Source organism: Pseudomonas sp. (assembly GCF_035277045.1).
GTDB lineage: Bacteria > Pseudomonadota > Gammaproteobacteria > Pseudomonadales > Pseudomonadaceae > Aquipseudomonas.
This window is the reverse complement of record NZ_DATELE010000276.1, coordinates 552,871-576,943: the sequence shown is the minus strand read 5'-3', so window position 1 is coordinate 576,943 and position 24,073 is coordinate 552,871. Positions and strand designations below refer to the sequence as shown.

The window sequence follows — 24,073 nt, the reverse complement described above, 5'->3', positions numbered from 1 at the left end:
CTTGTTGTTTTTTGACGCGCCCGCGGGCGCACAAGCGAAGAGGCTCGACGATGAGTGCACTGGTTGGCGTGATCATGGGCTCCAAGTCCGATTGGTCCACCCTTAGCCACACCGCCGATATGCTGGAAAAACTCGGCATTCCCTACGAGGTGAAGGTGGTTTCCGCCCACCGTACCCCGGACCTGCTGTTCCAGTACGCCGAAGAGGCCGAAGGGCGCGGCATCGAGGTGATAATCGCCGGTGCCGGTGGCGCTGCCCACCTGCCAGGCATGTGCGCCGCCAAGACCCACCTGCCGGTGCTGGGCGTGCCGGTGCAGTCGTCCATGCTGTCGGGCGTCGATTCGCTGCTGTCGATCGTGCAGATGCCAGCAGGCGTGCCGGTTGCCACCCTGGCCATCGGCCGCGCGGGCGCGATCAACGCCGCCTTGCTCTCGGCGAGCATCCTGGGCGCCAAGTACCCCGAGTATCACGCCGCGCTCAAGCAGTTCCGCACTGAGCAGACCGATACCGTCCTGGACAATCCAGATCCGCGTCAGGCCTGAGGTCAAGAGCATGAAAATCGGTGTAATCGGTGGCGGCCAGCTGGGCCGCATGCTGGCCCTGGCGGGCACCCCGCTGGGCATGAACTTCGCTTTTCTCGATCCGGCGCCTGATGCCTGCGCGGCGCCCCTGGGCGAGCACCTGCGTGCCGACTACGGCGATCAGGACCACCTGCGCCAGCTGGCCGACGAAGTCGACCTGGTCACCTTCGAGTTCGAGAGCGTCCCGGCCGAGACCGTGGCCTTCCTGTCGCAGTTCGTGCCTGTCTACCCAAGCGCCGAGGCCTTGCGCATCGCTCGTGACCGCTGGTTCGAGAAGAGCATGTTCAAGGACCTGGGGATTCCGACCCCGGCGTTCGCCGACATCCAGTCCCAGGACGGCCTTGATGCCGCCGTGGCCAGCATCGGCCTGCCGGCCGTGCTCAAGACCCGCACCCTGGGGTATGACGGCAAGGGCCAGAAGGTTCTGCGCACTCCCGAGGACGTGGTCGACACCTTCGCCGAGCTGGGCAGCGTCCCGTGCCTGCTCGAAGGCTTCGTGCCCTTCACCGGCGAAGTCTCGCTGATCTCGGTGCGCGCCCGTGATGGCGAAACCCGCTTCTACCCATTGGTGCACAACACCCACGAGAGCGGCGTCCTGCGCCTGTCGGTGGCCAGCCAGGGGCATTCGCTGCAGGCCCTGGCCGAAGACTACGCCGCCCGTGTGCTCGACCAGCTGAACTACGTAGGCGTGATGGCCTTCGAGTTCTTTGAGGTCGACGGCGGCCTGAAGGCCAATGAAATCGCCCCGCGGGTTCACAACTCCGGGCACTGGACCATCGAGGGCGCCGAGTGCAGCCAGTTCGAGAACCACCTGCGCGCCGTTGCCGGCCTGCCGCTGGGCTCGACCGCCAAGGTCGGCGAGAGCGCCATGCTCAACTTCATCGGTGAAGTGCCAGCGGTGGACAAGGTCGTGTCCATCGACGAATGCCATCTGCACCACTATGGCAAGGCCTTCAAGGTCGGCCGCAAGGTGGGCCACGCGACCCTGCGCTGCGCCGACATGGCCAGTCTCGAGCGGAAGATCGCCGAGGTCGAAGGCCTGATCGCAGGCTGATTGAACCTCTGGCCCTGGCGGGCCCTCTGAATGGCAGTATGGCAAAGCGCTAACCAGGCTTTGGCACGGTCCACTTCCATTCAGAGGGATACCCATGGGAATCATCGGAACCATCTTCATCGGCCTCATCGTCGGCCTGCTTGCGCGTTTCCTGAAGCCAGGCGACGACAGCATGGGCTGGATCATGACCATCCTGCTGGGGATTGGCGGCTCGCTGGTCGCGACCTATGGTGGACAGGCGCTGGGTATCTACCAGGCGGGCGAAGGCGCCAGTTTCCTAGGGGCCCTGATCGGCGCCATCGTGCTTCTGGTGATCTACGGGCTGATCAAGAAACGCTGATTGCACGCTAGAATGCTCGGTAACCTTCCTGTGTTGCCGAGCATTTTTCATGCGTGCGTTTTTCCTTGTTCCCCTGCTATTGGCCAGCAGCCTGGCCCGCGCCGAGCTTCCTGAAACCGACTGGCTGGCGTTGATGCCCAAGTCGGACCAGCGTGCGCTGGAGCAGATGCCAGAAATCGACCACAACTCCCCGGAAGCCCTGGGCACCTTCACCGACAAGGGCGGCCTGAAGCAGAGCAAAGGCCTGCCGGCTGTGATGTATTCCACCAAGACCGTGGCGGCCATGAACGGCAGGCAGATCCGCCTGGGCGGTTATCCCGTGCCGCTGGAAAGCGATGCCAAGGGCAACAGCACGCTGTTTTTCCTGGTGCCGTACCCAGGCGCCTGCATCCACGTTCCGCCACCGCCGCCGAACCAGCTGGTGCTGGTGCGGTACCCGAAAGGGCTGAAGATCGACGATATCTACACCCCGCTGTGGGTCATTGGCACGCTCAAGGTGGAGAAGGTCAGCAATGACCTGGCCGATGCGGCGTACGCGCTGGATGCAGGTAAGGTGAGAGTGGTGGAAGAGGCGGATTTGTAATGCCTACGGCCGCTTCGCGCCCGATCGCGGCACAAGGCCGCTCCCACAGGTAGCAGTGCTCCCACAGGTAGCAGTGCTCGCATAGCTAGCGATGCCGTCCTGGACAGTCAGAGCGCCTCGCTGCCGATGGTCACACTCAGCGCATGCGTCGCTCCAGGCTTGAGCGTCACCACGTCATCCCATACGTTCGCCGTCTCGATGCACAGCATGCGCTGCCAGCCATCGTCCGCCATGTCCACCAGCTCGCGGGCCCGATCGGCCCACGGGTTCCAGATCACCGCCGAGCGCGAGCCGCGGGTCTGCAGGGTGATACGGCGTTTCCAGTGCGGATCGACGATCGACAGGCGCTGCGGCGCCTGCAGGTAGATCCGGTCGGTTTCCCCGATAAAGCCCAGGTCGCCTTGCTGCTGGCGCTGCTCCCAGTCGGCCAGGGTCTCGATATAGCCAAGCCCGTCAACACCCTCGACCCGCGCCTGACGTACGTCGCTGACAGCAAAGTAGCTGTGCAGCGCCTGGCTGATGGTCACGAGGTCATTGCCAAGGTTGTAGCTGGAAAGGGTCAGCGTCAGCGTCTCGCCCAGTTCGATGACGAACTTGAGCTCGACATTGTGCGGCCAGCCGGGCAGGTCGGCCTGGGCCTCAGGAAGACCAAACTCGATACGCAGCGTCTCACCGTCACCTTCAATGCCCAGCAACTGCCAGTCACGGCAGCGCGCCAGGCCATGGGCCGGCGCCTGCTCGCCGTGGAACATGGCCTGCACCGCCTGGGGATTGCGCTGCAAGTTACCGAACCACGGCCAGCATACCGGCACGCCGGCGCGCATGGCGCTGCCCTGCCTGAAGAGGGCCTGGTCGCTCAGCCACAGCAGCGGTGGCTCGCCCAGGCGCTGATAGCTCAGCACCTGAGCACCTTGTTGGGCAATCAGCAGTTCGGCGTGATCGCTGGTGATGCGCCAGCAGTTCAGTTCGCCGTGTTTTTCCGTTTCGACCTTGGGGGTAGCCATGCGCTTTTCTCGTTGGTTTGACGTGGGGCCTTGGACCTTGTGCCTGGCAACGAGTTTAGCGCGCGGGCCGCTCAGCGACGAGGGACGGAACGGGTGCGGCCACTGCCGTCGATGGCGACGAAGACGAATACCGCCTCGGTGACCTTGCGCCATTCGCTGGACAGCGGGTCGTCGCTCCACACCTCGACCATCATCTGGATCGAGCTGCGGCCGATCTCCACGGTCTGGGTATAGAAGGACAACTGCGCGCCCACCGCTACCGGCACCAGGAACGCCATGCGGTCAATGGCCACCGTCGCCACCCGGCCACCGGCTACGCGGCTGGCCATCGCGGTGCCGGCGAGGTCCATCTGGGCGACCAGCCAACCCCCGAAGATATCGCCGAAACCATTGGTTTCACGAGGCAACGCGGTGATCTGCAAGGCCAGGTCGCCTTGCGGGATAGGATCTTCTTGTTCGAGTTCAATCATGCCGAGGGGCCTCTGACCCGTGACGCTTTTTGGGTTGGCGCTGGAGTCACGCCGTGAAAAACGATTCAGCCGCACCATACTACGCTGTTTTCCTTCTGCCAGATGGCCGAGGTAAACGCGGCGAGATCGCCTGAGCATACCGACCGGCGTTTGCGCACAACATCCCACGTGGGACGTAACCTTTCCTGCCGGAGGCCAGTATATAGACCACTATCGGCAGCGACGACCGTGGCTGGATGAATAACTGCACGGTTTGTACCGCTATGAGGGCCGTGCCGCAATTTGCTATCTTCATCCGTCCCCACGCCAGAAGCCGCGTCCCAGGCGGCCCGCATGACCATAAGAGAAGACCGATGACCTCCGTGCCCAGCAGTACCGAACAGCCATCGCGGCCGCTGACCCGCAGTGACTACAAGACGTTGTCGTTGTCCGCCCTTGGCGGTGCGCTTGAGTTTTACGACTTCATCATCTTCGTCTTCTTCGCAACCGTGGTCGGCAAGCTGTTCTTCCCGGCGGACATGCCCGAATGGCTACGCCTGATGCAAACCTTCGGCATCTTCGCCGCCGGCTACCTGGCGCGCCCGCTCGGCGGCATCGTCATGGCGCACTTCGGCGACCTGCTGGGGCGCAAGAAAATGTTCACCTTGAGCATCTTCATGATGGCTGTGCCCACCTTGATCATGGGTCTGCTGCCGACATACGCGCAGATCGGCCTGTGGGCGCCGGTGCTGCTGCTGGTGATGCGCGTCATCCAGGGCGCGGCGATCGGCGGCGAAGTGCCCGGCGCCTGGGTGTTCGTGTCCGAGCACGTGCCGGCACGCAACACGGGGTATGCCTGCGGCACGCTCACCGCGGGACTCACCTCGGGCATCCTGCTCGGCTCGCTGGTCGCCACGCTGATCAACTCGGTCTACAGCGCCGAAGAGGTCGCCGACTACGCCTGGCGTATCCCGTTCCTGCTCGGCGGGGTGTTCGGCCTGTTCGCGGTCTACCTGCGCCGCTGGCTGCACGAGACCCCAGTGTTCGCCGAGATGCAGGCGCGCAAGGCCCTGGCCGACGAAGTGCCGCTGCGCGCGGTGCTGCGTGACCACCGCGGCGCGATCGTGCTGTCGATGCTGCTGACCTGGCTGCTGTCGGCAGGCATCGTGGTGATCATCCTGATGACCCCGGCGCTGCTGCAGACCCTCTACAAGGTGAGCCCGACCGATTCGCTGCTCGCCAACAGCCTGGCCATCGTGCTGCTGAGCATCGGGTGCATCCTTGCCGGCTCCCTGGCTGACCGCTTCGGCGCGGGCCGGATCTTCGTGGGCGGCAGCCTGGCGCTGCTGGCCACCTCGTGGACCTTCTACCACACCCTGGGAAGCCATCCCGAACTGCTGTTCCCGATGTACGCGCTGACCGGCCTGTGCGTGGGCATCGTCGGCGCCGTGCCGTACGTGATGGTCAAGGCCTTCCCCCCGGTGGTGCGCTTCAGCGGACTTTCGTTTTCCTACAACCTGGCCTACGCGATCTTCGGCGGCCTGACGCCGATGGTGGTGACGGCGCTGCTCAAGTTCAGCCCGATGGCGCCGGCTTATTATGTCGCCGGAATTTGCACCATTGGTCTGCTTGTGGGCTTCTATCTGCTGGCCAGGAAACGCTGAGATCCCTCTGCCATCGGTCCTCGCGACAGGCTGTGAAGGCCACCCACTTTCCTGGTGATGGCCTTTCATCCAATTGTCACATTTGAGACATAGAGTCTTCATGCGGCCTGCAGATACTTGGCCCCGATTCATCACACACCCAACTATCTGTGCTAGGAGCAAGGCATGAAACTGAAGCGTTTGATGGCGGCCCTGACCTTCGCCGCCGCTGGCGTTGCTGCCGCCAATGCGGTAGCCGCTGTCGACCCAGCCATCCCGACCTACACCAAGACCACCGGTGTATCGGGCAACCTCTCCAGCGTCGGTTCCGACACCTTGGCCAACCTGATGACCCTCTGGGCCGAGGCGTACAAGAAGGAATACCCGAACGTAAACATCCAGATCCAGGCCGCCGGCTCCTCCACCGCGCCACCCGCGCTGACCGAAGGCACCGCCAACCTGGGCCCGATGAGCCGCAAGATGAAGGACGTCGAGCTGCAGGCGTTCGAGCAGAAGTACGGCTACAAGCCAACCGCCATTCCGGTTGCCGTCGATGCCCTGGCCGTATTCGTGCACAAGGACAACCCGATCAAGGGCCTGACCATGGCCCAGGTCGATGCGATCTTCTCCTCGACCCGCCTGTGCGGCGCCAAGGCTGACGTCAAGACCTGGGGCGACCTGGGCGTGACCGGTGACCTGGCCAACAAGCCCGTGCAGCTGTTCGGCCGCAACTCGGTGTCGGGCACCTACGGCTACTTCAAGGAAGAAGCCCTGTGCAAAGGCGACTTCAAGCCTAACGTCAACGAACAGCCTGGCTCGGCCTCGGTCGTGCAGTCGATCAGCAGCTCGCTCAACGGCATTGGCTACTCGGGCATTGGCTACAAGACCGCCAGCGTCAAGACCGTGCCACTGGCCAAGAAGGAAGGCGCCGAGTTCGTTGAAGACAACGAAGCCAACGCCCTGAACGGCACCTACCCGCTGTCGCGCTTCCTCTATGTGTACGTCAACAAGGCGCCGAACAAGCCTCTGGCCCCGCTGGAAGCCGAGTTCGTGAAGCTGGTCCTGTCCCAGGCCGGCCAGCAAGTGGTTGTGAAAGACGGCTACATCCCACTGCCAGCCAAGGTTGCCGCCAAGGCAATGGCTGACCTGGGTCTGGAGCAGTCTTCGAACGTCGCCAAGCAGTAAGCGTCACAGGACGGTGGCTGGTTGAAACCGGCCACCGTTTACATAATGCAGTCCGTGGCCAGGTCCCCTGTGCTGCGGGCTTTCGTGCGTCACTGCATTGTCATGTTTTTGTAATACGGGACCGCTAGGGTGTGCGCATGAATGATCTGGCCAACTCCACCATGACCCAAACCTCTCCTCCTGCGCGGATTGATTTCAACACGCCGGAGCTTCAACGCAAGCGTCGCATGCGTGCGCTCAAGGACCGCTTCACCCGCTGGTATGTGCTGGTGGGGGGCCTTGCCGTGCTGGCAGCCATCACCCTGATCTTCTTCTACCTGGCCTACGTCGTGCTCCCGCTGTTCCAGGGCGCCGAGCTGACCAGCAAGAAGGTGATGGAGCCGGCCTGGCTGCAGCAGGATGCCGGCAAGCCACTGCTGATTGCGCTTGAGGAGCAGAACCTGGTGGGGATGCGTGTGTCCGACAAGGGCCAGGCGTTGTTCTTCGATACCAAGACCGCCGCCGAGCTCAAGCGCGTCGACCTGCCGCTGCCCCCGGGCACCCAGGTCAGCTCGATCGGCACCGACCAGCCGGGCAGCCCGCTGGTGGTCGTGGGCCTGACCAATGGCCAGGCACTGGTGTTCAACCACACCTACAAGATCACCTACCCGGACAACAAGAAGACCATCACCGCCAACATCGGATTCCCCTACGGCCAGGAACTCTTCAACCTGGACGACCAGGGCCGCCCGCTCGATCACGTGAGCCTGAACGTCAACGGCGAGACCCTGGTGGTCGCGGGTTCCACCGGGTCGCACCTGCAGGTGATGTCGCTCGCACGCGAAGAGAACATGATGACCGGCGAGGTCAGCACCGAGCAGAATCGTATCGATCTGCCGCAGATGACCGAGGCCGTGAAGTCGATCTTCATCGATCCTCGCCAGCAGTGGCTGTACGTGATCAACGGCCGCGCCCAGGCCGATGTGTACAGCCTGCGCGACAAGAGCCTCAATGGCCGCTACAAACTGATGGAAGACGGCCAGACCGAAATCACTGCCAGCGCCCAGCTGGTTGGCGGTATCTCGCTGATCTTCGGTGACTCCAAGGGTGGCCTGCAGCAGTGGTTCATGGCCCGCGACCCGGACGGCGAGCAGCGCTTCAAGCACATCCGCTCGTTCCAGATGGGCAGCGCGCCGATCGCCCAGATCGACGCCGAGGAGCGCCGCAAGGGCTTCATCGCCCTGGACAACGACGGCAAGCTCGGCGTGTTCCACAGCACCGCGCACCGTACCCTGCTGGTCGAGCAGGCCACCGAAGGCGCCGGTGTGCTGGCGTTCTCGCCGCGTGCCAACCGCATCCTCATCGAGGAAGGGGGCAAGCTGCAGCCGTTGAGCCTGCGCAACCCGCACCCAGAGGTGTCGTGGAGCGCGCTGTGGAGCAAGGTCTGGTACGAGAACTACGACGAGCCCAAGTACGTCTGGCAGTCGACCGCTTCGAACACCGACTTCGAGCCCAAGCTGAGCCTCTCGCCACTGACCTTCGGCACGCTCAAGGCCGCGTTCTACGCGATGATCCTGGCCGCCCCGCTGGCCATCGCCGCCGCCATCTACACCGCCTACTTCATGGCGCCGGGCATGCGCCGCAAGGTCAAGCCGGTGATCGAGCTGATGGAGGCGATGCCCACGGTCATCCTGGGCTTCTTCGCCGGTCTGTTCCTGGCGCCCTTCCTCGAAGGCCACCTGCCGGGCGTGTTCAGCCTGTTCTTGCTGATGCCGATCGGCATCCTGGTGGCGGGCTTTGCCTGGAGCCGCCTGCCCGAGTCGATCCGCCTGCGGGTGCCGGATGGCTGGGAAGCGGCGATCCTGATCCCGGTGATCCTGTTCACCGGCTGGTTCGCGCTGACCATGAGCCCGTTGCTGGAAAACTGGTTGTTTGGCGGCGACATGCGCCTGTGGATCACCAATGACCTGGGGATCACCTACGACCAGCGCAACGCCCTAGTGGTCGGTATCGCGATGGGCTTCGCGGTGATCCCGAACATCTACTCCATCGCCGAGGACGCCGTGTTCAGCGTGCCGCGCAGCCTCACCCTGGGTTCCCTGGCCTTGGGCGCCACGCCGTGGCAGACCCTGACCCGCGTGGTCATCCTGACCGCGAGCCCAGGCATCTTCTCGGCCCTGATGATCGGCATGGGCCGCGCCGTCGGTGAAACCATGATCGTGCTGATGGCCACCGGCAATACCCCGGTCATGGAGATGAACCTGTTCGAAGGCATGCGCACCCTGGCCGCCAACGTGGCGGTGGAAATGCCTGAGTCGGAAGTCGGCGGCAGCCACTACCGCGTGCTGTTCCTCGCAGCGCTGGTGCTGCTGATGTTCACCTTCGTGATGAACACCTTGGCCGAGCTGATTCGCCAGCGTCTGCGCAAGAAATACTCGTCGCTTTGATAGAAAGGTAGAGATCCGTGAAAAAGGATTCCCTCAAGGGCTGGTTCAAGAGCGGCGCACCCGGTGTCTGGATGAGCGGTGGCGCGGTCGCTATCGCCGTCATCATGACCGTGGGCCTGCTTTCCGTGATCGCCGTCCGCGGCCTGGGTCACTTCTGGCCTGCCGACCTGATCCAGGCCACCTACAAGGTGCCCGGCCAGGCGGACCACGTGGTTGTCGGCGAAGTGGTGCAGCAGGAACAGGTACCGCTGGCGCGCCTGAAGGGCGCCGGCCTGCCGGTGCCGGCCGACGGCCCTGAATTCATGACCCGCGAGCTGATCAAGGTCGGCAACCGTGACCTCAACGGCAGCGACTTCAGCTGGGTGGTCGGCGACTGGCTGGTCGACCAGCAGACACCGGCTGATCTGATCGCGCTTGAGCGCCGGGAGTGGGGCAACTTCTACGGCTACCTGGTCAGCGTGAAGCAGAATGGCCAGGTGGTTGCCGAAGGCCAGGCCGCCTGGGCCGAACTGAAGACGCGCCTGGCGCGCACCAGCAAGCTTGCCAGTGACCTGCAGACCCTCGAGAAAAAAGACATCGGCGCCATCAACCACGGCCTCGAACGCCTGCGCCTGCAGACCCGCAAGCTTGAGCTGGACGGCAAGCTGGATGCCGCCGCGCAGGCTGACATCGAGGCCGAGCGCGCAGCGTTGAATGCCCGCTACAAGGCGATCGAAGAGCGCCTGGGTGGCCTGCACCGCGACTTCAGCCGCGACAGCCTGGTGGCGCGCGACGGCAACGGCCGCGAGATCGAGATCAACCTCGACAAGGTCGTCCACGCCTACCAGCCGAACGCCATGGGCACCGTCACCAAGCTTGGCACCTACTTCGCCAAGGTCTGGGAGTTCCTGAGCGACGACCCGCGTGAAGCGAACACCGAGGGCGGTATCTTCCCGGCCATCTTCGGTACCGTGATGATGACCCTGATCATGGCCGTGATCGTCACCCCGTTCGGCGTGCTGGCGGCGGTCTACTTGCGCGAATATGCCCGTCAGGGCCCGGTTACCCGCCTGATCCGCATCGCGGTGAACAACCTGGCCGGCGTGCCGGCGATCGTCTATGGCGTGTTCGGCCTGGGCTTCTTCGTCTATGTGTTGGGTGGCTCGCTCGACCGGCTGTTCTTCCCGGAAGCCTTGCCGGCACCGACCCTCGGCACCCCGGGCCTGCTGTGGGCCTCGCTGACCCTGGCGCTGCTGGCGGTACCAGTGGTGATCGTCGCCACCGAGGAAGGCCTGGCACGGATCCCGCGGACCTTGCGCGAAGGCTCCCTGGCCCTGGGCGCGACCAAGGCCGAGACGCTGTGGAAGATCGTGCTGCCGATGGCCAGCCCGGCGATGATGACCGGCATGATCCTCGCCGTGGCCCGCGCCGCGGGCGAAGTTGCCCCGCTGATGCTGGTTGGCGTGGTCAAGCTGGCGCCGTCGCTGCCGCTGGACGGCAATTACCCGTACCTGCACCTTGACCAGAAGATCATGCACCTGGGCTTCCACATCTACGATGTCGGCTTCCAGAGCCCGAACGTCGAGGCCGCGCGGCCGCTGGTGTATGCCACCGCGTTGCTGCTGGTGATGGTCATCGCCACGCTCAACCTTTCGGCGGTCTGGATGCGTAACCACCTGCGCGAGAAGTACAAGGCGCTGGACAACTGACCCACATGGCATAAGCCACAAGCGGCACGCTGCGCGCCGCTTGGCCCACATTTGCAGCATGCAGCGCTCGCCCTGCAGCTACGAACGGAGTAAGACGATGCAACACGATACTCATACCCATGGCATCGACATGTCTGCCCTGGGCCGCGACAAGCAGAGCCTGCGCCTTGCCGAAGAAACCGTGGCCATCGAAGTGCCTGGCCTGAACCTGTACTACGGCGACAAGCAAGCGCTGTTCGACGTCAGCATGAACATTCCCAAGCAGCGCGTGACGGCTTTCATCGGCCCGTCCGGCTGCGGCAAGTCGACCCTGCTGCGCACCTTCAACCGCATGAACGACCTGGTCGATGGCTGCCGCGTCGACGGCGCGATCAACCTGTACGGCCACGATATCTACCGCAAGGGCGAGGACGTGGCCGAGCTGCGTCGCCGGGTGGGGATGGTGTTCCAGAAGCCCAACCCGTTCCCCAAGACCATCTACGAGAACGTGGTCTATGGTCTGCGCATCCAGGGCATCAACAAGAAGCGCGTGCTTGATGAAGCCGTGGAATGGGCGCTCAGGGGCGCTGCGCTGTGGGACGAGGTCAAGGACCGCCTGCACGAGTCGGCGCTCGGCCTGTCCGGCGGCCAGCAGCAGCGTCTGGTGATCGCCCGCACGATTGCCGTCGAGCCCGAGGTGCTGCTGCTCGACGAGCCATGCTCGGCGCTCGACCCGATATCGACCCTGAAAGTCGAAGAGCTGATCTACGAGTTGAAATCCAAGTACACCATCGTCATTGTGACCCACAACATGCAGCAGGCGGCGCGCGTCTCGGACTACACCGCGTTCATGTACATGGGCAAACTGATCGAGTTCGGCGACACCGACACGCTGTTCACCAATCCGGCCAGGAAGCAGACCGAAGACTACATCACCGGTCGCTACGGCTAGTGGCGGCGGCAAGCTTTGGGCGGCAAGCTGCAAGCACGGCGGCGAGCATGAACTCCAGGCACGACACGGACAAACTTGAAGCTTGAAGCTTCTTCGCGGAGCGAACGCATGATCAACAAAGACAGCCTTACCCACCACATCTCCCAGCAGTTCAACGCCGAGCTCGAAGAGGTGCGCAGTCACCTCCTTGCGATGGGTGGGCTGGTCGAGAAGCAGGTCAACGACGCGGTCACCGCGCTGATCGAGGCCGACTCGGGCCTGGCCCAGCAGGTGCGTGATGTCGATGAGCAGATCAACCAGATGGAGCGCAACATCGACGAGGAATGCCTGCGCATCCTCGCCCGCCGCCAGCCTGCGGCCTCCGACCTGCGCCTGATCATCAGCATTTCCAAGTCGGTCATCGACCTGGAGCGCATCGGCGACGAGTCGACCAAGATCGCCCGCCGCGCCATCCAGCTTTGCGAGGAAGGCGAGTCGCCGCGTGGTTACGTCGAGGTACGGCATATCGGCGATCAGGTCCGTAACATGGTCCGTGATGCGCTGGACGCCTTTGCCCGCTTCGACGCCGACCTGGCCCTGTCGGTGGCCCAGTACGACAAGACCATCGACCGCGAGTACAAGACCGCCCTGCGCGAGCTGGTGACCTACATGATGGAAGATCCGCGCTCGATCTCGCGGGTCCTCAGCGTGATCTGGGCGCTGCGCTCGCTCGAACGGATCGGCGACCACGCGCGCAATATCTCGGAACTGGTGATCTACCTGGTGCGCGGTACCGATGTGCGTCACATGGGTTTGAAGCGGATGAAGGCCGAGGTCGAAGGCAATCGCGAAACAGGTGCCGAAATCGCTAATGTTCCGGCGTCTCCGGACGATAAATAGAGCTGCCCCCCGAGCTTCGACGCCCGGCCCCTGGCCGGGCGTTTTCGTTTGCATTGAAGCCGGGATTCAAGAGGAGTGGCGATGAGTAAAGTCAATGTGCTGGTTGTGGATGATGCGCCTTTCATTCGCGACCTGGTGAAGAAGTGCCTGCGCAATGCCTTTCCGGGCATGGCGATCGAGGACGCGGTCAATGGCCGCAAGGCCCAGGCCCTGCTGGCGCGCGAAAGCTTCGACCTGGTCCTGTGCGACTGGGAAATGCCAGAGATGTCCGGCCTTGAGCTGTTGACCTGGTGCCGCGAACAGCCCTCGACGAAAGCGCTGCAGTTCATCATGGTGACCAGCCGCGGCGACAAGGAGAACGTGGTCCAGGCCATCCAGGCCGGCGTTTCGGACTTTGTCGGCAAGCCGTTCACCAATGAGCAGCTGCTGACCAAGGTCAAGAAAGCCCTGGCGCGCGCGGGCAAGCTCGACAGCCTGATGGCCCACGGCCCGGCACGGGTCAACTCGGCGTTCGCCAACGACTCGCTCAATGCGCTTACCGGTGGCCGCGCCGAGTCGGTCAAGGCGAGCCCGGCCGCTGCGGCCCCACGCCCTGCGGCCAAGCCGCCAGCGGCTGCGCCAACCGGCAGGGGCCAGGGGCAGCTGCGCCTGTCCAGCGGCACCCAGGCGTGCGTGATCAAGGCCCTGAGCCTCAAGGAGGCGCTGCTGGTGGTGCGTCGTGGTGAAGTGCTGCCACAGGTGCTGGAAGGCGCCGTGCTGGACCTCGAGCAGGGCGAGCAGGCGGAAATCGCCCGGCTCAACGGCTACCTGCATGCGGTCGCCGCGCTCGAGCCCAAGCCTGACAGCGACTGGTTGCAACTGACCTTCAAGTTCGTCGACCAGGATGCGCAGAAGCTCGACTACCTCTCGCGCCTGATCGCCCGCGGTACCGCGCAGAAGCACTTCGTGCCTGGGGCGTAGACGTACCTCTGATTGAATCTTGTGCCTGGCACGGCCGCTTCGCGGCCGATCGCGGGACAAGCCCGCTCCCACAGGGCCCGGCGCTGCCAGGCCAGGCACCTTGTGGGAGCGGGCTTGTCCCGCGATCGAGGGCGAAGCCCTCGCCGGGCCACATCACTCTTCTGAAGATCCGACCAGCTGCCTTTCCTGCTTGGGCTTGCCTGCTAGTCTTCGACGAACCGGCTCCAACAGGCAGCCAAGACCATGCCAGCCCATCCGCTGCTGTTCTGTGCCTTGCTCATGGCCTCGGCGCCAAGCCTCGCCGTGACCATTTACAAGACCACCGACGCGCGGGGCGTGGTGACGTACTCCGATCAGCCTCCTTCAAGGGCCAAGGCGCTCTCTCCACGCACCGCCACCGCGACCGGATCAACCCGGCAGCCACAGGCCTTCCGTTATCGCTACCCTTGGCGTGGCGGGCCGTTCCGCCTGTCCCAGGGCCCCCTGGGCGGCTACAGCCATTTCACTCGCGAAGGCCGCTATGCGATGGATATCGCCATGCCTGAAGGCACGCCGATCATCGCGGCGCGTGGTGGCGTGGTGATCAAGACCGAGAATCGCCAGGTCGGGCGCGGTACGCACCCTTCGGGCAATTTCGTGAGAATCCTGCACCCCGACGGCACCATGGCCGTGTACCTGCACCTGATGCACCGTTCGGTAGTGGTGGACGATGGCCAACGGGTGACGCAAGGAGCGTTGCTGGGCAGGTCGGGCAATACGGGCCGCAGCAGCGGGCCGCACCTGCATTTCGTGGTGCAGCGCGCTGTCGGGCTGGCGATGGAATCGATTCCGTTCCAGTTCGAGCGGCCCCTGGACGCGTTGCCGGACTTCACCGCCGGCAATCCTTAGGTCAATCGAGCTTGAGTACCTTGGCCAGCACGATCTTCGGCCCTTTCATCTTCTTGATGATGATGCGCAGGCCCTCGACCTCCAGCACTTCCTCTTCCTCAGGCACGCGCTTGAGCGTCTCGTAGACCAGCCCCGCGAGGGTTTCGGCCTCGATATGGTCCAGGTCCACGCCAAGCAGGCGCTCCACCTTGAACAGCGGGGTATCGCCGCGCACCAGGAGCTTGCCCGGCTGGTAGGCCAGGATGCCGCGCTCGGCCTTGCGGTGCTCGTCCTGGATGTCGCCCACCAGCACTTCGAGCACGTCCTCCATGGTCAGGTAGCCGATCACCTTGCCGTCGGCTTCCTCGACCAGCACGAAGTGCGCGCCGCCCTTGCGGAACTGCTCCAGCAACTGCGACAGCGGCATATGCCGGGACACACGCTCGAGCGGGCGGATCAGCTCGGCCAGGTCCAGGCTCTGGGGAACATGGTCGGGTTCGGCCAGCTCCAGCAGCAGGTCCTTGATGTGCAGAAGACCGGTGTACTCGCCGCGTACGTTGTCGAACACCGGGTAACGGCTGAATTTGTGCCGGCGGAACATCGCGAGGATTTCCTTGAGCGGGGCATGGGCGTCGAGGCTGATCATGTCCTCGCGAGAGTTGGCCCAGTCGACCACCTCGAGCTCGCCCATCTCGACGGCCGAGGCAAGCACGCGCATGCCTTGGTCGCTGGGGTCCTGGCCACGGCTCGAATGCAGGATCAGCTTGAGCTCCTCGCGGCTGTAGTGGTGCTCGTGATGCGGCCCTGGCTCGCCTTGCCCGGCAATGCGCAGGATAGCGTTGGCACTGGCGTTGAGCAGGTAGATGGCCGGGTACATCGCCCAGTAGAACAGGTACAGCGGCACGGCCGTCCACAGCGACAGCAGCTCGGGCTTGCGGATCGCCCACGACTTGGGCGCCAGCTCACCCACCACGATGTGCAGGTAGGAGATCACGAAGAACGCGGTAAAGAACGACACCGCCTTGATCACCTCGGGGGTGTTCACGCCCAGCGCCGCGAGCAGCGGCTCGAGCAGGTGGGCGAAGGCCGGCTCGCCCACCCAGCCCAGGCCCAGGGAGGCGAGGGTGATACCCAGCTGGCAGGCCGAGAGATAGGCATCGAGCTGGTTGTGGACCTTGCGCAGGATACTGCCGCGCCAGCCGTGCAGCTCGGCGATCGAGTCGACACGGGTCGAGCGCAGCTTGACCATGGCGAACTCGGCCGCAACGAAGAAGCCGTTGAGCAGCACGAGGAAGAGTGCAAAGAGAATCATGCCGAAATCGGCAAAAAGCGAGGAGAAGCTGATACCAGGGGAAGGGTCCATGATGGAGTTTTACGGGGTCCGTCTTCAGGAAAAGGAAAAAAGCGGTGCCAGCATCCGCTGGCACAAGAGCGTCAATGTAGCGGCTGGCGCCGCAATTGCAAAGGGCTGTGGATCAGGTGGTCTGGCGGCTTGCGATCTGCACCGGGGGGAAGTGGCAGGTGAAGGTGCTGCCGTGGCCGGGCACGCTGCTGATTTCCAGGCGCGCGCGATGGCGCAGCAATACATGCTTGACGATCGCCAGGCCCAGGCCCGTGCCGCCGGTGTTGGAGGCGCGGCTCGAATCGACCCGGTAGAAGCGCTCGGTCAGGCGCGACAGGTGCTTGGCGTCGATGCCCATGCCCGTATCCTGCACGCTCAGGTGCGCGCCCTGGCCATCGGTCCACCAGCGGATACGGATCTGCCCGCCGTTTTGGGTGTACTTCACGGCGTTGAAGACCAGGTTCGAGAAAGCGCTGCGCAGCTCTGCCTCGCTGCCTTTCAGACGTACCCCTGGCTCCATGTCCAGACTGATGCGCTGGTCGCGTGGCCCGGACAGGGCCTGGGCGTCGCTGGTGACCGACTGCAGCAAGGCGTCGATGGCCACGGGCTGGTTGTCCGAGGGATAGTCGGTGGCCTCGAGCTTGGCCAGCAGCAACAGGTCGTTGAGCAGGGTCTGCATGCGGTCGCCCTGCTGGTGCATCTGCTGAAGGGCGCGGACCCAGCGCGGATTGACCGCTTCGACGTTGTCGAGCAAGGTCTCCAGGTAGCCGGTGATCACCGTCAGCGGCGTACGCAGCTCGTGGGACACGTTGGCGACGAAGTCCTTGCGCATCTGCTCGAGCTGGTGGATACGGGTGACATCGCGCACCAGCATCAGGTGCTCGTTGTTACCGTAGCGGGTGATATGCAGCTGCACCCGCAGGCGGTCGTTGATTGGCGAGGGGATTTCCAGCGGCTCGACGTAGTTTTCCTGCTCGAAATATTCCTTGAAGCGCGGGTGGCGTACCAGGTTGGTCACAGGCTGGCCGCCATCCTGGGGGGTCTTGAGGCCCAGCAGGGTTTCCGCGGCGCGGTTCCACCACTCAAGGTTGCCGTCGCTGTCGAGCATGATCACGGCATCGCGCAGGGCGGCGGTGGACTCCTGAACGCGGTCGATCACTGCCTGCAGGCGCCCGCGCACGCGTTGGTCGCGTCGCTGCAGGTGGTAGATGCTGTCGAATACTTCGCCCCACAGGCCATAGCCGTCGGGCGGGGGCTGGTCGGGCTTGTGGTGGCGCAGCCAGTCATGCAGGCGCAGCAGCTGCTTGAGGGTCCAACCCAGGTAGAGCGCCAGTCCCGCGGCCAGGGCCCAGCCGTAATGGCCAGTGATCAAGCCGCAGAGCAGGCAGGCAGCGATCAGCAGTAACAGGTGACGAATCAGGGTCGCATGCCAGTTCTGGTTCAATTTACGGTCCTTGTACAGCGGCGTGCAGCGTCTCGCTCGTGGCTGCGGTCAGCTTTTGGTGGAGAACCGGTAACCGGTGCCCCGGACGGTTTGTACCAGATTCTCGTACGCTTCACCCAACGCTTTGCGCAGACGCCGGATATGCACGTCGACGGTGCGTTCCTCGACATACACGTTGCCACCCCAGACCTGGTCAAGCAGCTGTCCGCGGGTGTAGGCGCGTTCCTGATGGGTCATGAAGAACTGCAGCAGGCGGTATTCGGTAGGCCCCATCTCGGCCGGCTTGCCGTCGATGGTCACGCGGTGGCTGATCGGGTCTAGCAGCAGGCCACCCACCTCGATCGGCGCTTCGGTGTCACTGGGGCCCGCGCGGCGCAGCACGGCCTTGAGCCGGGCCACCAGCTCGCGGGGCGAGAAGGGCTTGGTGATGTAGTCGTCGGCGCCGACCTCAAGGCCCTGGATCTTGTTGTCTTCCTCACCCTTGGCGGTGAGCATGATGATCGGGATATCGCCGGTCAGTTCGTCGCGTTTCAGGCGGCGGGCCAGCTCGATGCCCGAGGTGCCTGGCAGCATCCAGTCGAGCAGGATCAGGTCGGGCTTGCGGTCGACGATGATGGCGTGGGCCTGTTGCGAGTTCTCGGCTTCCAGGCAGTCATAGCCGGCCATTTCCAACGCGACGGCGATCATTTCGCGAATGGGCGCTTCGTCGTCGACGATCAGAATGTTCCTGCCTACCATGCTCGATACCTCTCCTGGAAACTGGGACTTGGCCCGCATTAGATAACGGAATTATTGCAGTCGTGTGACAGGTACGGGGCCGTTGTAGCAACAATCGGTGACTAGGCTAGGCTTCAAATCCCACCTCCCGAGAAAACGGTGAATCCAATGACTCGAAAAACGTTGAACTGGATGGCTCTTTTCGCTGTGCTGGCACTACCGGGGGTGGCCTCTGCCCACCACGCCGAAGAGAAGAACGGCATGTGGATCGATCACGCGGGCATGACCCTGTATACCTTCGACAAGGACATGCAGAACAAGTCGGTGTGCAACGCCGAATGCGCCAAGAACTGGCCGCCGTTGCTGGTCAAGCCCGGAGACGAGGCCGCCAAGGGCAAGTGGACCCAGGTGAAGCGCGATGATGGGGCGATGCAATGGGCTTACGGCGGCAAGCCGTTGTACACCTTCATCAAGGACAAGAAGGCAGGCGACATGACCGGGGACGGCATGAAGGACGTATGGCACGTAGCCAAGCCTTGAGGTGAGGCCGTGGGGGCCGCTCCGCGGCCCCAGCATTCACCGCAGTGCGTAGTCGAGCACCACGCCCGCGAAAATCAGCAATCCCGCCCAGTGATTGTGCAGGAATGCCTTGAAGCACGAGTCCCGGTCCAGCCGGCGTGTCGACCAGAATTCCCAGGCAAAGCACGCGGCCGCCGCCAGCAACCCCAGGTGGAACCAGCCCCCCAGCTCGAACTGGCTGCCCGCCAGCAGCAGGCACGCGAGCGACAGCATCTGCAAGCCAAGTATGATCTTGCGGTCAGCCTTGCCAAACAGGATCGCCGTGGATTTCACACCGATCTTCAGGTCGTCATCGCGGTCGACCATCGCGTAGTACGTGTCGTACCCCACCGTCCACAGCAGGTTGGCGAGGTACAGCAGCCAGGCGCTGGGCGCAAGCTCACTGCCCGCCGCGGTGAAGGCCATGGGGATGCCCCACGAATACGCGGCGCCCAGCACCACCTGCGGGTAGTAGGTATAGCGCTTCATGAAGGGGTAGCACGCGGCCAGCGCCACGGCGCCGAACGAAAGCAGCACGGTGCGGCTGTTGGTGCATAACACCAGCAGGAAACTCACCCCGACCAGCAGCGCGAACAGCGCCAGGGCCTCGCGGGGCTTGACCCGGCCGCTGGCCAGGGGCCGGTCGGCGGTGCGCTTGACGTGCCCGTCGACCTTGCGGTCGGCGAAATCGTTGATGGCGCAGCCGGCGGCGCGCATCAACACCACACCAAGCCCGAAAATCAGCACATTGGCCAGGGTCGGCGCGCCGGAGGCGGCAATCCACACCGCCGACAGTGTCGGCCACAGCAACAGGTAGATACCAATCGGCCGGTCCATGCGGCTCAGCTGGATGAAGTCCCACGCCCGGGGATGCAGGCGGTTGAGCGACTTGAGCAGTTGCACGTACATCAGCGGCTCTCCGGAACACACGCCGCCTGCCAGAGGGCGGGCAGGAACACCTCCGCCACCAGCAGGCTCAGGCCTTCGCGCTCGAATCGCGAACGCCGGCCCCACAACCCGTCATGCGACGCGTCGGCGGGCAGCCAAGGCTGTGGATAACGGCACACCTCGATGGGGTGGCGGGTAAAGGCGTGGTCGCAGAACAGCAGTTCACCCAGCGAGCGGCTGCCCAGCGCTTCGAGGTCCAGGCCGCCACGCAGCAGGGCAGCACGGGCCGCCACGCTGCGGGCGAAGACCCAGGGTTGGCCGTGGCCGCGCAGATACACCTCGCGCACCCAGCCTTGCTCGCCCGGTGGCAGACCGAGCGCCAGGCATTCGTCATCGCGCAGCGGCTGCCAGCCCTCATAAAGCGGGGTGACCGAGAAGTCATCGTTGGACAGGCGCGTCAGGCGACGGGTCAGGGAGCCCTCGTCGAAAAGCCAGTCGCGGGTCGGCTGGTCGATGTCGGTAGCCAGCTGTGGATACGCCAGCCACGCGTCAGCGGCTGCTTGCGGGGTTTCGTACGGCACGTTAGGTATGCTGTTACAGGCCAGAGAGGCGGCGAGCTTAGCATGTTGCCCCGAGTGCTTGCATACTGCTGGCAGGGCCAGTACAAAGCCCTTGGTGATGGCCCCCCGGTAGAGCGGTCACGCCCAAAGCCTGAGTCGTTCGAGGAACCTGTGATGAAGAAGTGGCAGTGCATTGTCTGTGGCCTGATCTATGACGAGGCCGAAGGGTGGCCGGACGACGGCATCGCGCCTGGCACCCGCTGGGAAGACGTACCCGAGGACTGGCTGTGCCCGGATTGCGGCGTCGGCAAGAGTGATTTCGAAATGATCGCCATCGGCTGATCGCCTCCAACCGTACAGAGGAAGCACGACATGACGTCCCCCGTGGTAATCATCGGTACCGGCCTTGCGGGCTACAACCTGGCCCGCGAGTTTCGCAAGCTCGATGGCGAAACGCCGCTGCTGCTGATCACCTCCGACGACGGTCGCTCCTACTCCAAGCCCATGCTCTCCACCGGCTTCGCCAAACACAAGGATGCCGACAGCCTGTGCATGGCCGAGCCTGGCGCGATGGCCGAGCAGCTCAAGGCCGAGATCCGCACCCATACCCGCATCAGCGGCATCGATCCTGGCCACAAGCGCCTGTGGATTGGCGAAGAAGCCGTGCCGTATCGCGACCTGGTCCTGGCGCTGGGCGCGCAGACCGTGCAGGTGCCCCTCGAGGGCGATGCCGCCGATGCGGTGTTCCCGATCAACGATCTGGAAGACTACGCACGCTTCCGGGCGGCAGCGGCCGGCAAGCAGCGGGTGCTGATTCTGGGCGCTGGCCTGATTGGCTGCGAGTTCGCCAACGACCTGAGCCTGGGCGGCTACCAGGTCCGGATGGTGGCGCCGTGCGAGCAGGTCATGCCGACCTTGCTGCACCCCGCGGCCGCGGCCGCCGTGCAGCGAGCCCTGGAAAGCCTGGGCGTGCGCCTGTACCTGGGCCCGGTGCTGACCCGTCTGCAGCGCGTGGCCAAGGGCCTGGAGGCGCACCTGTCCGATGGCAGCGTGGTCGATTGCGACCTGGTGGTTTCGGCCATCGGCCTGCGCCCACGTACCGAGCTGGCGGCGGCCGCGGGCTTGCAGGTCAATCGCGGCATCGTCGTCGACCGCCAGCTGCGCACCTCGCACGCCAATATCTTCGCCTTGGGCGATTGCGCCGAGGTCGATGGCCTGAACCTGCTGTACGTGATGCCACTGATGGGCTGCGCGCGGGCCCTCGCGCAAAGCCTCGCCGGCAATCCGGGCACCGTGGCCTATGGGCCGATGCCGGTCACCGTGAAAACCCCGGCATGCCCGCTGGTGGTGTCGCCGCCCGCCCAGGGGCACGACGGTACCTGGCAGGTCGAGGGCGAGGGCGCGGACCTCAAGGTCCTGTGCCATGACGCCGAGGGCAGGTTGCTCGGCTATGCGCTGACCGGCACTGCGGTCCTGGAAAAGCTGGCGTTGAATCGCCAGCTGCCGCCACTGATGACCTGATTGGCGGGCGTTCTGTCGGATTTACTCTGTTCTGGGCGCGACATTGGCCGGCCAGAGACTGGCGCGGCCCTTGGCGGCATGCCATTCTCACTCCGGTCTGCCGCAGTTTAGAGCCTGCGGTGCCTGAGCGCTGTCCTGCTGGGCAGCACGGCAATAACAACAAAAAATCCCGTCCAAGAGGCTTCACTCATGCGTAAACCAGAACTCGCCGCAGCCATCGCTGAAAAGGCCGATCTCACCAAGGAAAAGGCCAACGCCGTACTCAATGCCATCCTTGATGAAATCACCGGCGCGCTCGGCAACAAGGACAGCGTCACCCTGGTCGGTTTCGGCACCTTCGTCGGGCGCCACCGCGGGGCGCGCACTGGCAAGAACCCGCAAACCGGTGAACCCGTGCAGATCCGTGCCTCCAATACCGTCGCTTTCAAACCGGGCAAGTTCCTCAAGGACAGCGTCGGCGCCGCCACGCCTGCCGCCAGGAAGAAAAGCGCGAAGTAATTCCTGACCTTACCCTGATACCGAACGGGCACCTTGCGTGCCCGTCGTGCCATGAGGCGCTAGCAACCGTTCGACAACAGGATAGACTGCCAGCCTCAGTCACTTTTTCGTCGAGGCGCGTGCATGAAGTTTCGCTTTCTCCTCTGGGCCATGGGTCTGCTGATGGCCCGGGCCAGCCGCAACAACCCGGCATTCCAGCAGCAGTTGCAGGACAAGGATCTGGTCTTCCAGATGCAGACGCTTGACGGCAAGATTGCCCGGCACTTTTTCGTGCGCAACCTGCGTGTCACCAGCAAGAGCGGCCTGCATCCGCAGCCTGCCTTCGCCATCGCGTTCAGGGATCCCGCCTACGGCTTCGCCACACTGCAGTCCAGCAACAAGCAGCTGGCGTTCATGCAGGGCATCCAGGACAAGCATATCCAGATCAAGGGCAACCCGGCCCTGGTGATCTGGTTCCAGGGCCTGATGAAGCATCTCAAGCCAAGAAAGAAGGCCTGATCGCCCTCAGTGCGAATTGAATTGCGAGGCCAGCTCGCGCAGCAGCGTTTCGGCCTCGAGCACCTTGTCGACGACACTCTCTGCCTTTTCGCGGGTCAGGTTCAGGCGCTCGAGCAGCTCATCGGGAATCGGCATCTCGGGACCTGAGCCCACGCCACGCGAACGCAGGAGGCTCACGGCCAGGCAGACCAGGTTGGGGAAGGCGGCGTGCTCGCCATCGTAGGACGGATCATGCTGGAAGCGCAGGGCAGTGGTGAGCTCCTGGGGCATGTCCCAAAGGCCCATCAGCCAGGCGCCGATCTGTTCGCGGCTGATGCCCAGCAGGTGCTGCTCCACATAGCTGTGGTTCAGGTGCGGGTTGACCTCCAGATGACGGCAGATCAGCGAAAAATGCGGTGGAAACACATGTGCCAGCAACAGGTAGCCAAAGTTGTGCAGCAGGCCGGCGAGGTAGGTCAGGCCTGCCTCGGGACGTTCGGCGCGCGGGATGGCGCGGGTGAGGCCCTCGATTACCGCGGCGGTGTAGATCGACTGGTGCCAGTAGGGCGTGGCCTGTTGCGGATGATCCTTGGGCAGGCTCAAGGTCTTGCCCAGTGCCAGGCCCAGTGCCAGGTTGATCACCAGGTCGAACCCGAGCACCCGCACGATCGCGTCCTCCACCGAGCGGATCTTGCCCGGTGACGCATAGTAGGGGGACGCCGCCCAGCTCACCACCTGGGCCGCCAGGGCCGGGTCGGTTTCGACCACGCTGGTGATGTCGTCGATGCTGGCGTTGGGATCGACGCGCAGCTTGATGATCTTCTGCGCGGTGTCGGCCAGCGGCGGGATCTCGATGGTCTGTTCCAGGCGCTGCTGGATGCGCCGCGCGGTGAAGGCGCGGACCGCCTGGGTGATTTCCGCGCGGTCATCGTGCGGTCGGTCCAGGTTGGGACGGATGTCCACGACCTTCTCGCCAAAGACACCCGCGCTGGCCTTGCTCAGCATCTTCTTGAAGGGGTCGCGCTCGATCTCGAGCAACAGGCCGGTCTGGCCCGACTGGATCAGCAGCTTGTCGGCCCGGAGCAGGGTTTCTTCGTACAGGCAAGGCGAGCTGGTGAGCGCCGGAATGGCCGGCAGGCTCTTGAGCCCGTGTTTGTCGAGCATTTGCTTCAAGCGTGCCAGCGGCACCGCCACCAACGAGCGACCGGTCAGTTCGGCCAGGCGCTTGAGGTCCAGCAACTGGCTCTGCGGGAAGAGCACCATCAAGGCCCCCACCGTGTCGTCCAGCAGCACTGCCTGCACCTTGGCGGCCGCGGGCAGTTGCGCATGCTCGGGCACCTCGCGGTAGGCGATCCCCAGCTTTTCGAGCAGCAACCGGATGACAGACGGAGCGTGTGGGGTTGCGGTGTCAAAGGCAACTTCAGTCATGGTCTGTATCCAAAAATTCCAACAATCGCAAAGTGGTATCAGCTCCGCCG

At 64.1% G+C, this 24,073-nt stretch carries 25 protein-coding genes; 17 read left to right on the top strand and 8 right to left on the bottom strand.

Annotated elements, in window-relative coordinates; genetic code table 11:
- The first annotated feature begins 50 nt into the window (after positions 1-50).
- The 4 genes from purE to VJS90_RS18640 all read left to right on the top strand — a co-directional run bounded on the left by purE (position 51) and on the right by VJS90_RS18640 (position 2,558).
- Positions 51-542, top strand: coding sequence for a 5-(carboxyamino)imidazole ribonucleotide mutase (gene purE / locus VJS90_RS18655; protein WP_324123110.1), 492 nt, complete (start codon positions 51-53; stop codon positions 540-542).
- A 10-nt stretch (positions 543-552) separates the two neighbouring features.
- Positions 553-1,635, top strand: coding sequence for a 5-(carboxyamino)imidazole ribonucleotide synthase (locus VJS90_RS18650; protein WP_324123109.1), 1,083 nt, complete (start codon positions 553-555; stop codon positions 1,633-1,635).
- A gap of 94 nt (positions 1,636-1,729) precedes the next feature.
- Positions 1,730-1,975 (top strand): GlsB/YeaQ/YmgE family stress response membrane protein, encoded by a 246-nt coding sequence (locus VJS90_RS18645; protein WP_324123108.1) that lies wholly within the window; start codon positions 1,730-1,732, stop codon positions 1,973-1,975.
- 49 nt (positions 1,976-2,024) lie between these two features.
- A complete protein-coding gene (locus VJS90_RS18640) occupies positions 2,025-2,558 on the top strand; it encodes a DUF3299 domain-containing protein (RefSeq protein WP_324123107.1) in 534 nt (177 codons plus the stop codon).
- A 107-nt stretch (positions 2,559-2,665) separates the two neighbouring features.
- Here VJS90_RS18640 and VJS90_RS18635 read toward each other — a convergent pair whose 3' ends face one another.
- On the bottom strand, positions 2,666-3,562 hold the full coding sequence (locus VJS90_RS18635) for a D-hexose-6-phosphate mutarotase (RefSeq protein WP_324123106.1): 897 nt from the start codon (positions 3,560-3,562) through the stop codon (positions 2,666-2,668).
- 71 nt (positions 3,563-3,633) lie between these two features.
- Positions 3,634-4,032, bottom strand: coding sequence for an acyl-CoA thioesterase (locus tag VJS90_RS18630; RefSeq protein ID WP_101322846.1), 399 nt, complete (start codon positions 4,030-4,032; stop codon positions 3,634-3,636).
- Positions 4,033-4,385: 353 nt separating this feature from the next.
- Between VJS90_RS18630 and VJS90_RS18625 the strand changes: the two genes are divergently transcribed.
- From VJS90_RS18625 to VJS90_RS18590, 8 genes are all read left to right on the top strand, one after another.
- Positions 4,386-5,675, top strand: coding sequence for an MFS transporter (locus tag VJS90_RS18625; RefSeq protein WP_324123105.1), 1,290 nt, complete (start codon positions 4,386-4,388; stop codon positions 5,673-5,675).
- A gap of 165 nt (positions 5,676-5,840) precedes the next feature.
- Entirely contained in the window at positions 5,841-6,839 is a 999-nt protein-coding gene (locus tag VJS90_RS18620; protein ID WP_324123104.1) for a phosphate ABC transporter substrate-binding protein PstS, read from the top strand.
- A 137-nt stretch (positions 6,840-6,976) separates the two neighbouring features.
- Positions 6,977-9,265, top strand: coding sequence for a phosphate ABC transporter permease (locus VJS90_RS18615; protein WP_324123103.1), 2,289 nt, complete (start codon positions 6,977-6,979; stop codon positions 9,263-9,265).
- 71 nt (positions 9,266-9,336) lie between these two features.
- Entirely contained in the window at positions 9,337-10,953 is a 1,617-nt protein-coding gene (gene pstA / locus VJS90_RS18610) for a phosphate ABC transporter permease PstA (protein WP_324123250.1), read from the top strand.
- 97 nt (positions 10,954-11,050) lie between these two features.
- Positions 11,051-11,884: a phosphate ABC transporter ATP-binding protein PstB gene (gene pstB, locus VJS90_RS18605; RefSeq protein WP_324123102.1), complete on the top strand. Its 834-nt coding sequence runs from the start codon at positions 11,051-11,053 to the stop codon at positions 11,882-11,884.
- A 108-nt stretch (positions 11,885-11,992) separates the two neighbouring features.
- A complete protein-coding gene (gene phoU / locus VJS90_RS18600) occupies positions 11,993-12,763 on the top strand; it encodes a phosphate signaling complex protein PhoU (protein ID WP_324123101.1) in 771 nt (256 codons plus the stop codon).
- An 81-nt stretch (positions 12,764-12,844) separates the two neighbouring features.
- On the top strand, positions 12,845-13,723 hold the full coding sequence (locus VJS90_RS18595; protein ID WP_324123100.1) for a response regulator: 879 nt from the start codon (positions 12,845-12,847) through the stop codon (positions 13,721-13,723).
- A gap of 243 nt (positions 13,724-13,966) precedes the next feature.
- Complete coding sequence (locus tag VJS90_RS18590) at positions 13,967-14,611, top strand: M23 family metallopeptidase (RefSeq protein ID WP_324123099.1); 645 nt, start codon at positions 13,967-13,969, stop codon at positions 14,609-14,611.
- A 1-nt stretch (position 14,612) separates the two neighbouring features.
- On the opposite strand, the gene VJS90_RS18585 is transcribed toward VJS90_RS18590, so the two are convergent.
- The 3 genes from VJS90_RS18585 to phoB form a co-directional block, all read right to left on the bottom strand.
- A complete protein-coding gene (locus VJS90_RS18585; protein ID WP_324123098.1) occupies positions 14,613-15,953 on the bottom strand; it encodes a hemolysin family protein in 1,341 nt (446 codons plus the stop codon).
- A gap of 112 nt (positions 15,954-16,065) precedes the next feature.
- The gene (gene phoR, locus VJS90_RS18580) at positions 16,066-17,376 is read right to left on the bottom strand and encodes a phosphate regulon sensor histidine kinase PhoR (protein ID WP_324123097.1); all 1,311 of its coding nucleotides are present in this window, start codon (positions 17,374-17,376) and stop codon (positions 16,066-16,068) included.
- Positions 17,377-17,424: 48 nt separating this feature from the next.
- The gene (gene phoB, locus VJS90_RS18575) at positions 17,425-18,114 is read right to left on the bottom strand and encodes a phosphate regulon transcriptional regulator PhoB (protein ID WP_324123096.1); all 690 of its coding nucleotides are present in this window, start codon (positions 18,112-18,114) and stop codon (positions 17,425-17,427) included.
- 147 nt (positions 18,115-18,261) lie between these two features.
- On the opposite strand from phoB, the gene VJS90_RS18570 reads away from it, so the two are divergent.
- The gene (locus tag VJS90_RS18570; protein ID WP_324123095.1) at positions 18,262-18,633 is read left to right on the top strand and encodes a hypothetical protein; all 372 of its coding nucleotides are present in this window, start codon (positions 18,262-18,264) and stop codon (positions 18,631-18,633) included.
- 36 nt (positions 18,634-18,669) lie between these two features.
- Here VJS90_RS18570 and ubiA read toward each other — a convergent pair whose 3' ends face one another.
- Positions 18,670-19,560, bottom strand: a complete 891-nt coding sequence (gene ubiA, locus VJS90_RS18565) for a 4-hydroxybenzoate octaprenyltransferase (protein ID WP_324123094.1) — start codon at positions 19,558-19,560, stop codon at positions 18,670-18,672.
- A complete protein-coding gene (locus VJS90_RS18560; protein ID WP_324123093.1) occupies positions 19,560-20,120 on the bottom strand; it encodes a chorismate--pyruvate lyase family protein in 561 nt (186 codons plus the stop codon). The genes ubiA and VJS90_RS18560 overlap by 1 nt, the downstream gene beginning before the upstream one ends.
- Positions 20,121-20,273: 153 nt before the next feature.
- Here VJS90_RS18560 and VJS90_RS18555 point away from each other — a divergent pair, with 153 nt between their 5' ends.
- From VJS90_RS18555 to VJS90_RS18540, 4 genes are all read left to right on the top strand, one after another.
- On the top strand, positions 20,274-20,441 hold the full coding sequence (locus VJS90_RS18555; RefSeq protein ID WP_011536423.1) for a rubredoxin: 168 nt from the start codon (positions 20,274-20,276) through the stop codon (positions 20,439-20,441).
- Positions 20,442-20,471: 30 nt separating this feature from the next.
- Positions 20,472-21,620 (top strand): NAD(P)/FAD-dependent oxidoreductase, encoded by a 1,149-nt coding sequence (locus VJS90_RS18550; protein ID WP_324123092.1) that lies wholly within the window; start codon positions 20,472-20,474, stop codon positions 21,618-21,620.
- Between the two features lie 189 nt (positions 21,621-21,809).
- Positions 21,810-22,118, top strand: a complete 309-nt coding sequence (locus VJS90_RS18545) for an HU family DNA-binding protein (protein ID WP_324123091.1) — start codon at positions 21,810-21,812, stop codon at positions 22,116-22,118.
- 123 nt (positions 22,119-22,241) lie between these two features.
- Entirely contained in the window at positions 22,242-22,616 is a 375-nt protein-coding gene (locus VJS90_RS18540; protein WP_324123090.1) for a helicase, read from the top strand.
- A 6-nt stretch (positions 22,617-22,622) separates the two neighbouring features.
- Here VJS90_RS18540 and VJS90_RS18535 read toward each other — a convergent pair whose 3' ends face one another.
- Positions 22,623-24,023, bottom strand: coding sequence for an aminoacyl-tRNA deacylase and HDOD domain-containing protein (locus VJS90_RS18535; protein WP_324123089.1), 1,401 nt, complete (start codon positions 24,021-24,023; stop codon positions 22,623-22,625).
- Positions 24,024-24,073 lie beyond the last annotated feature (50 nt).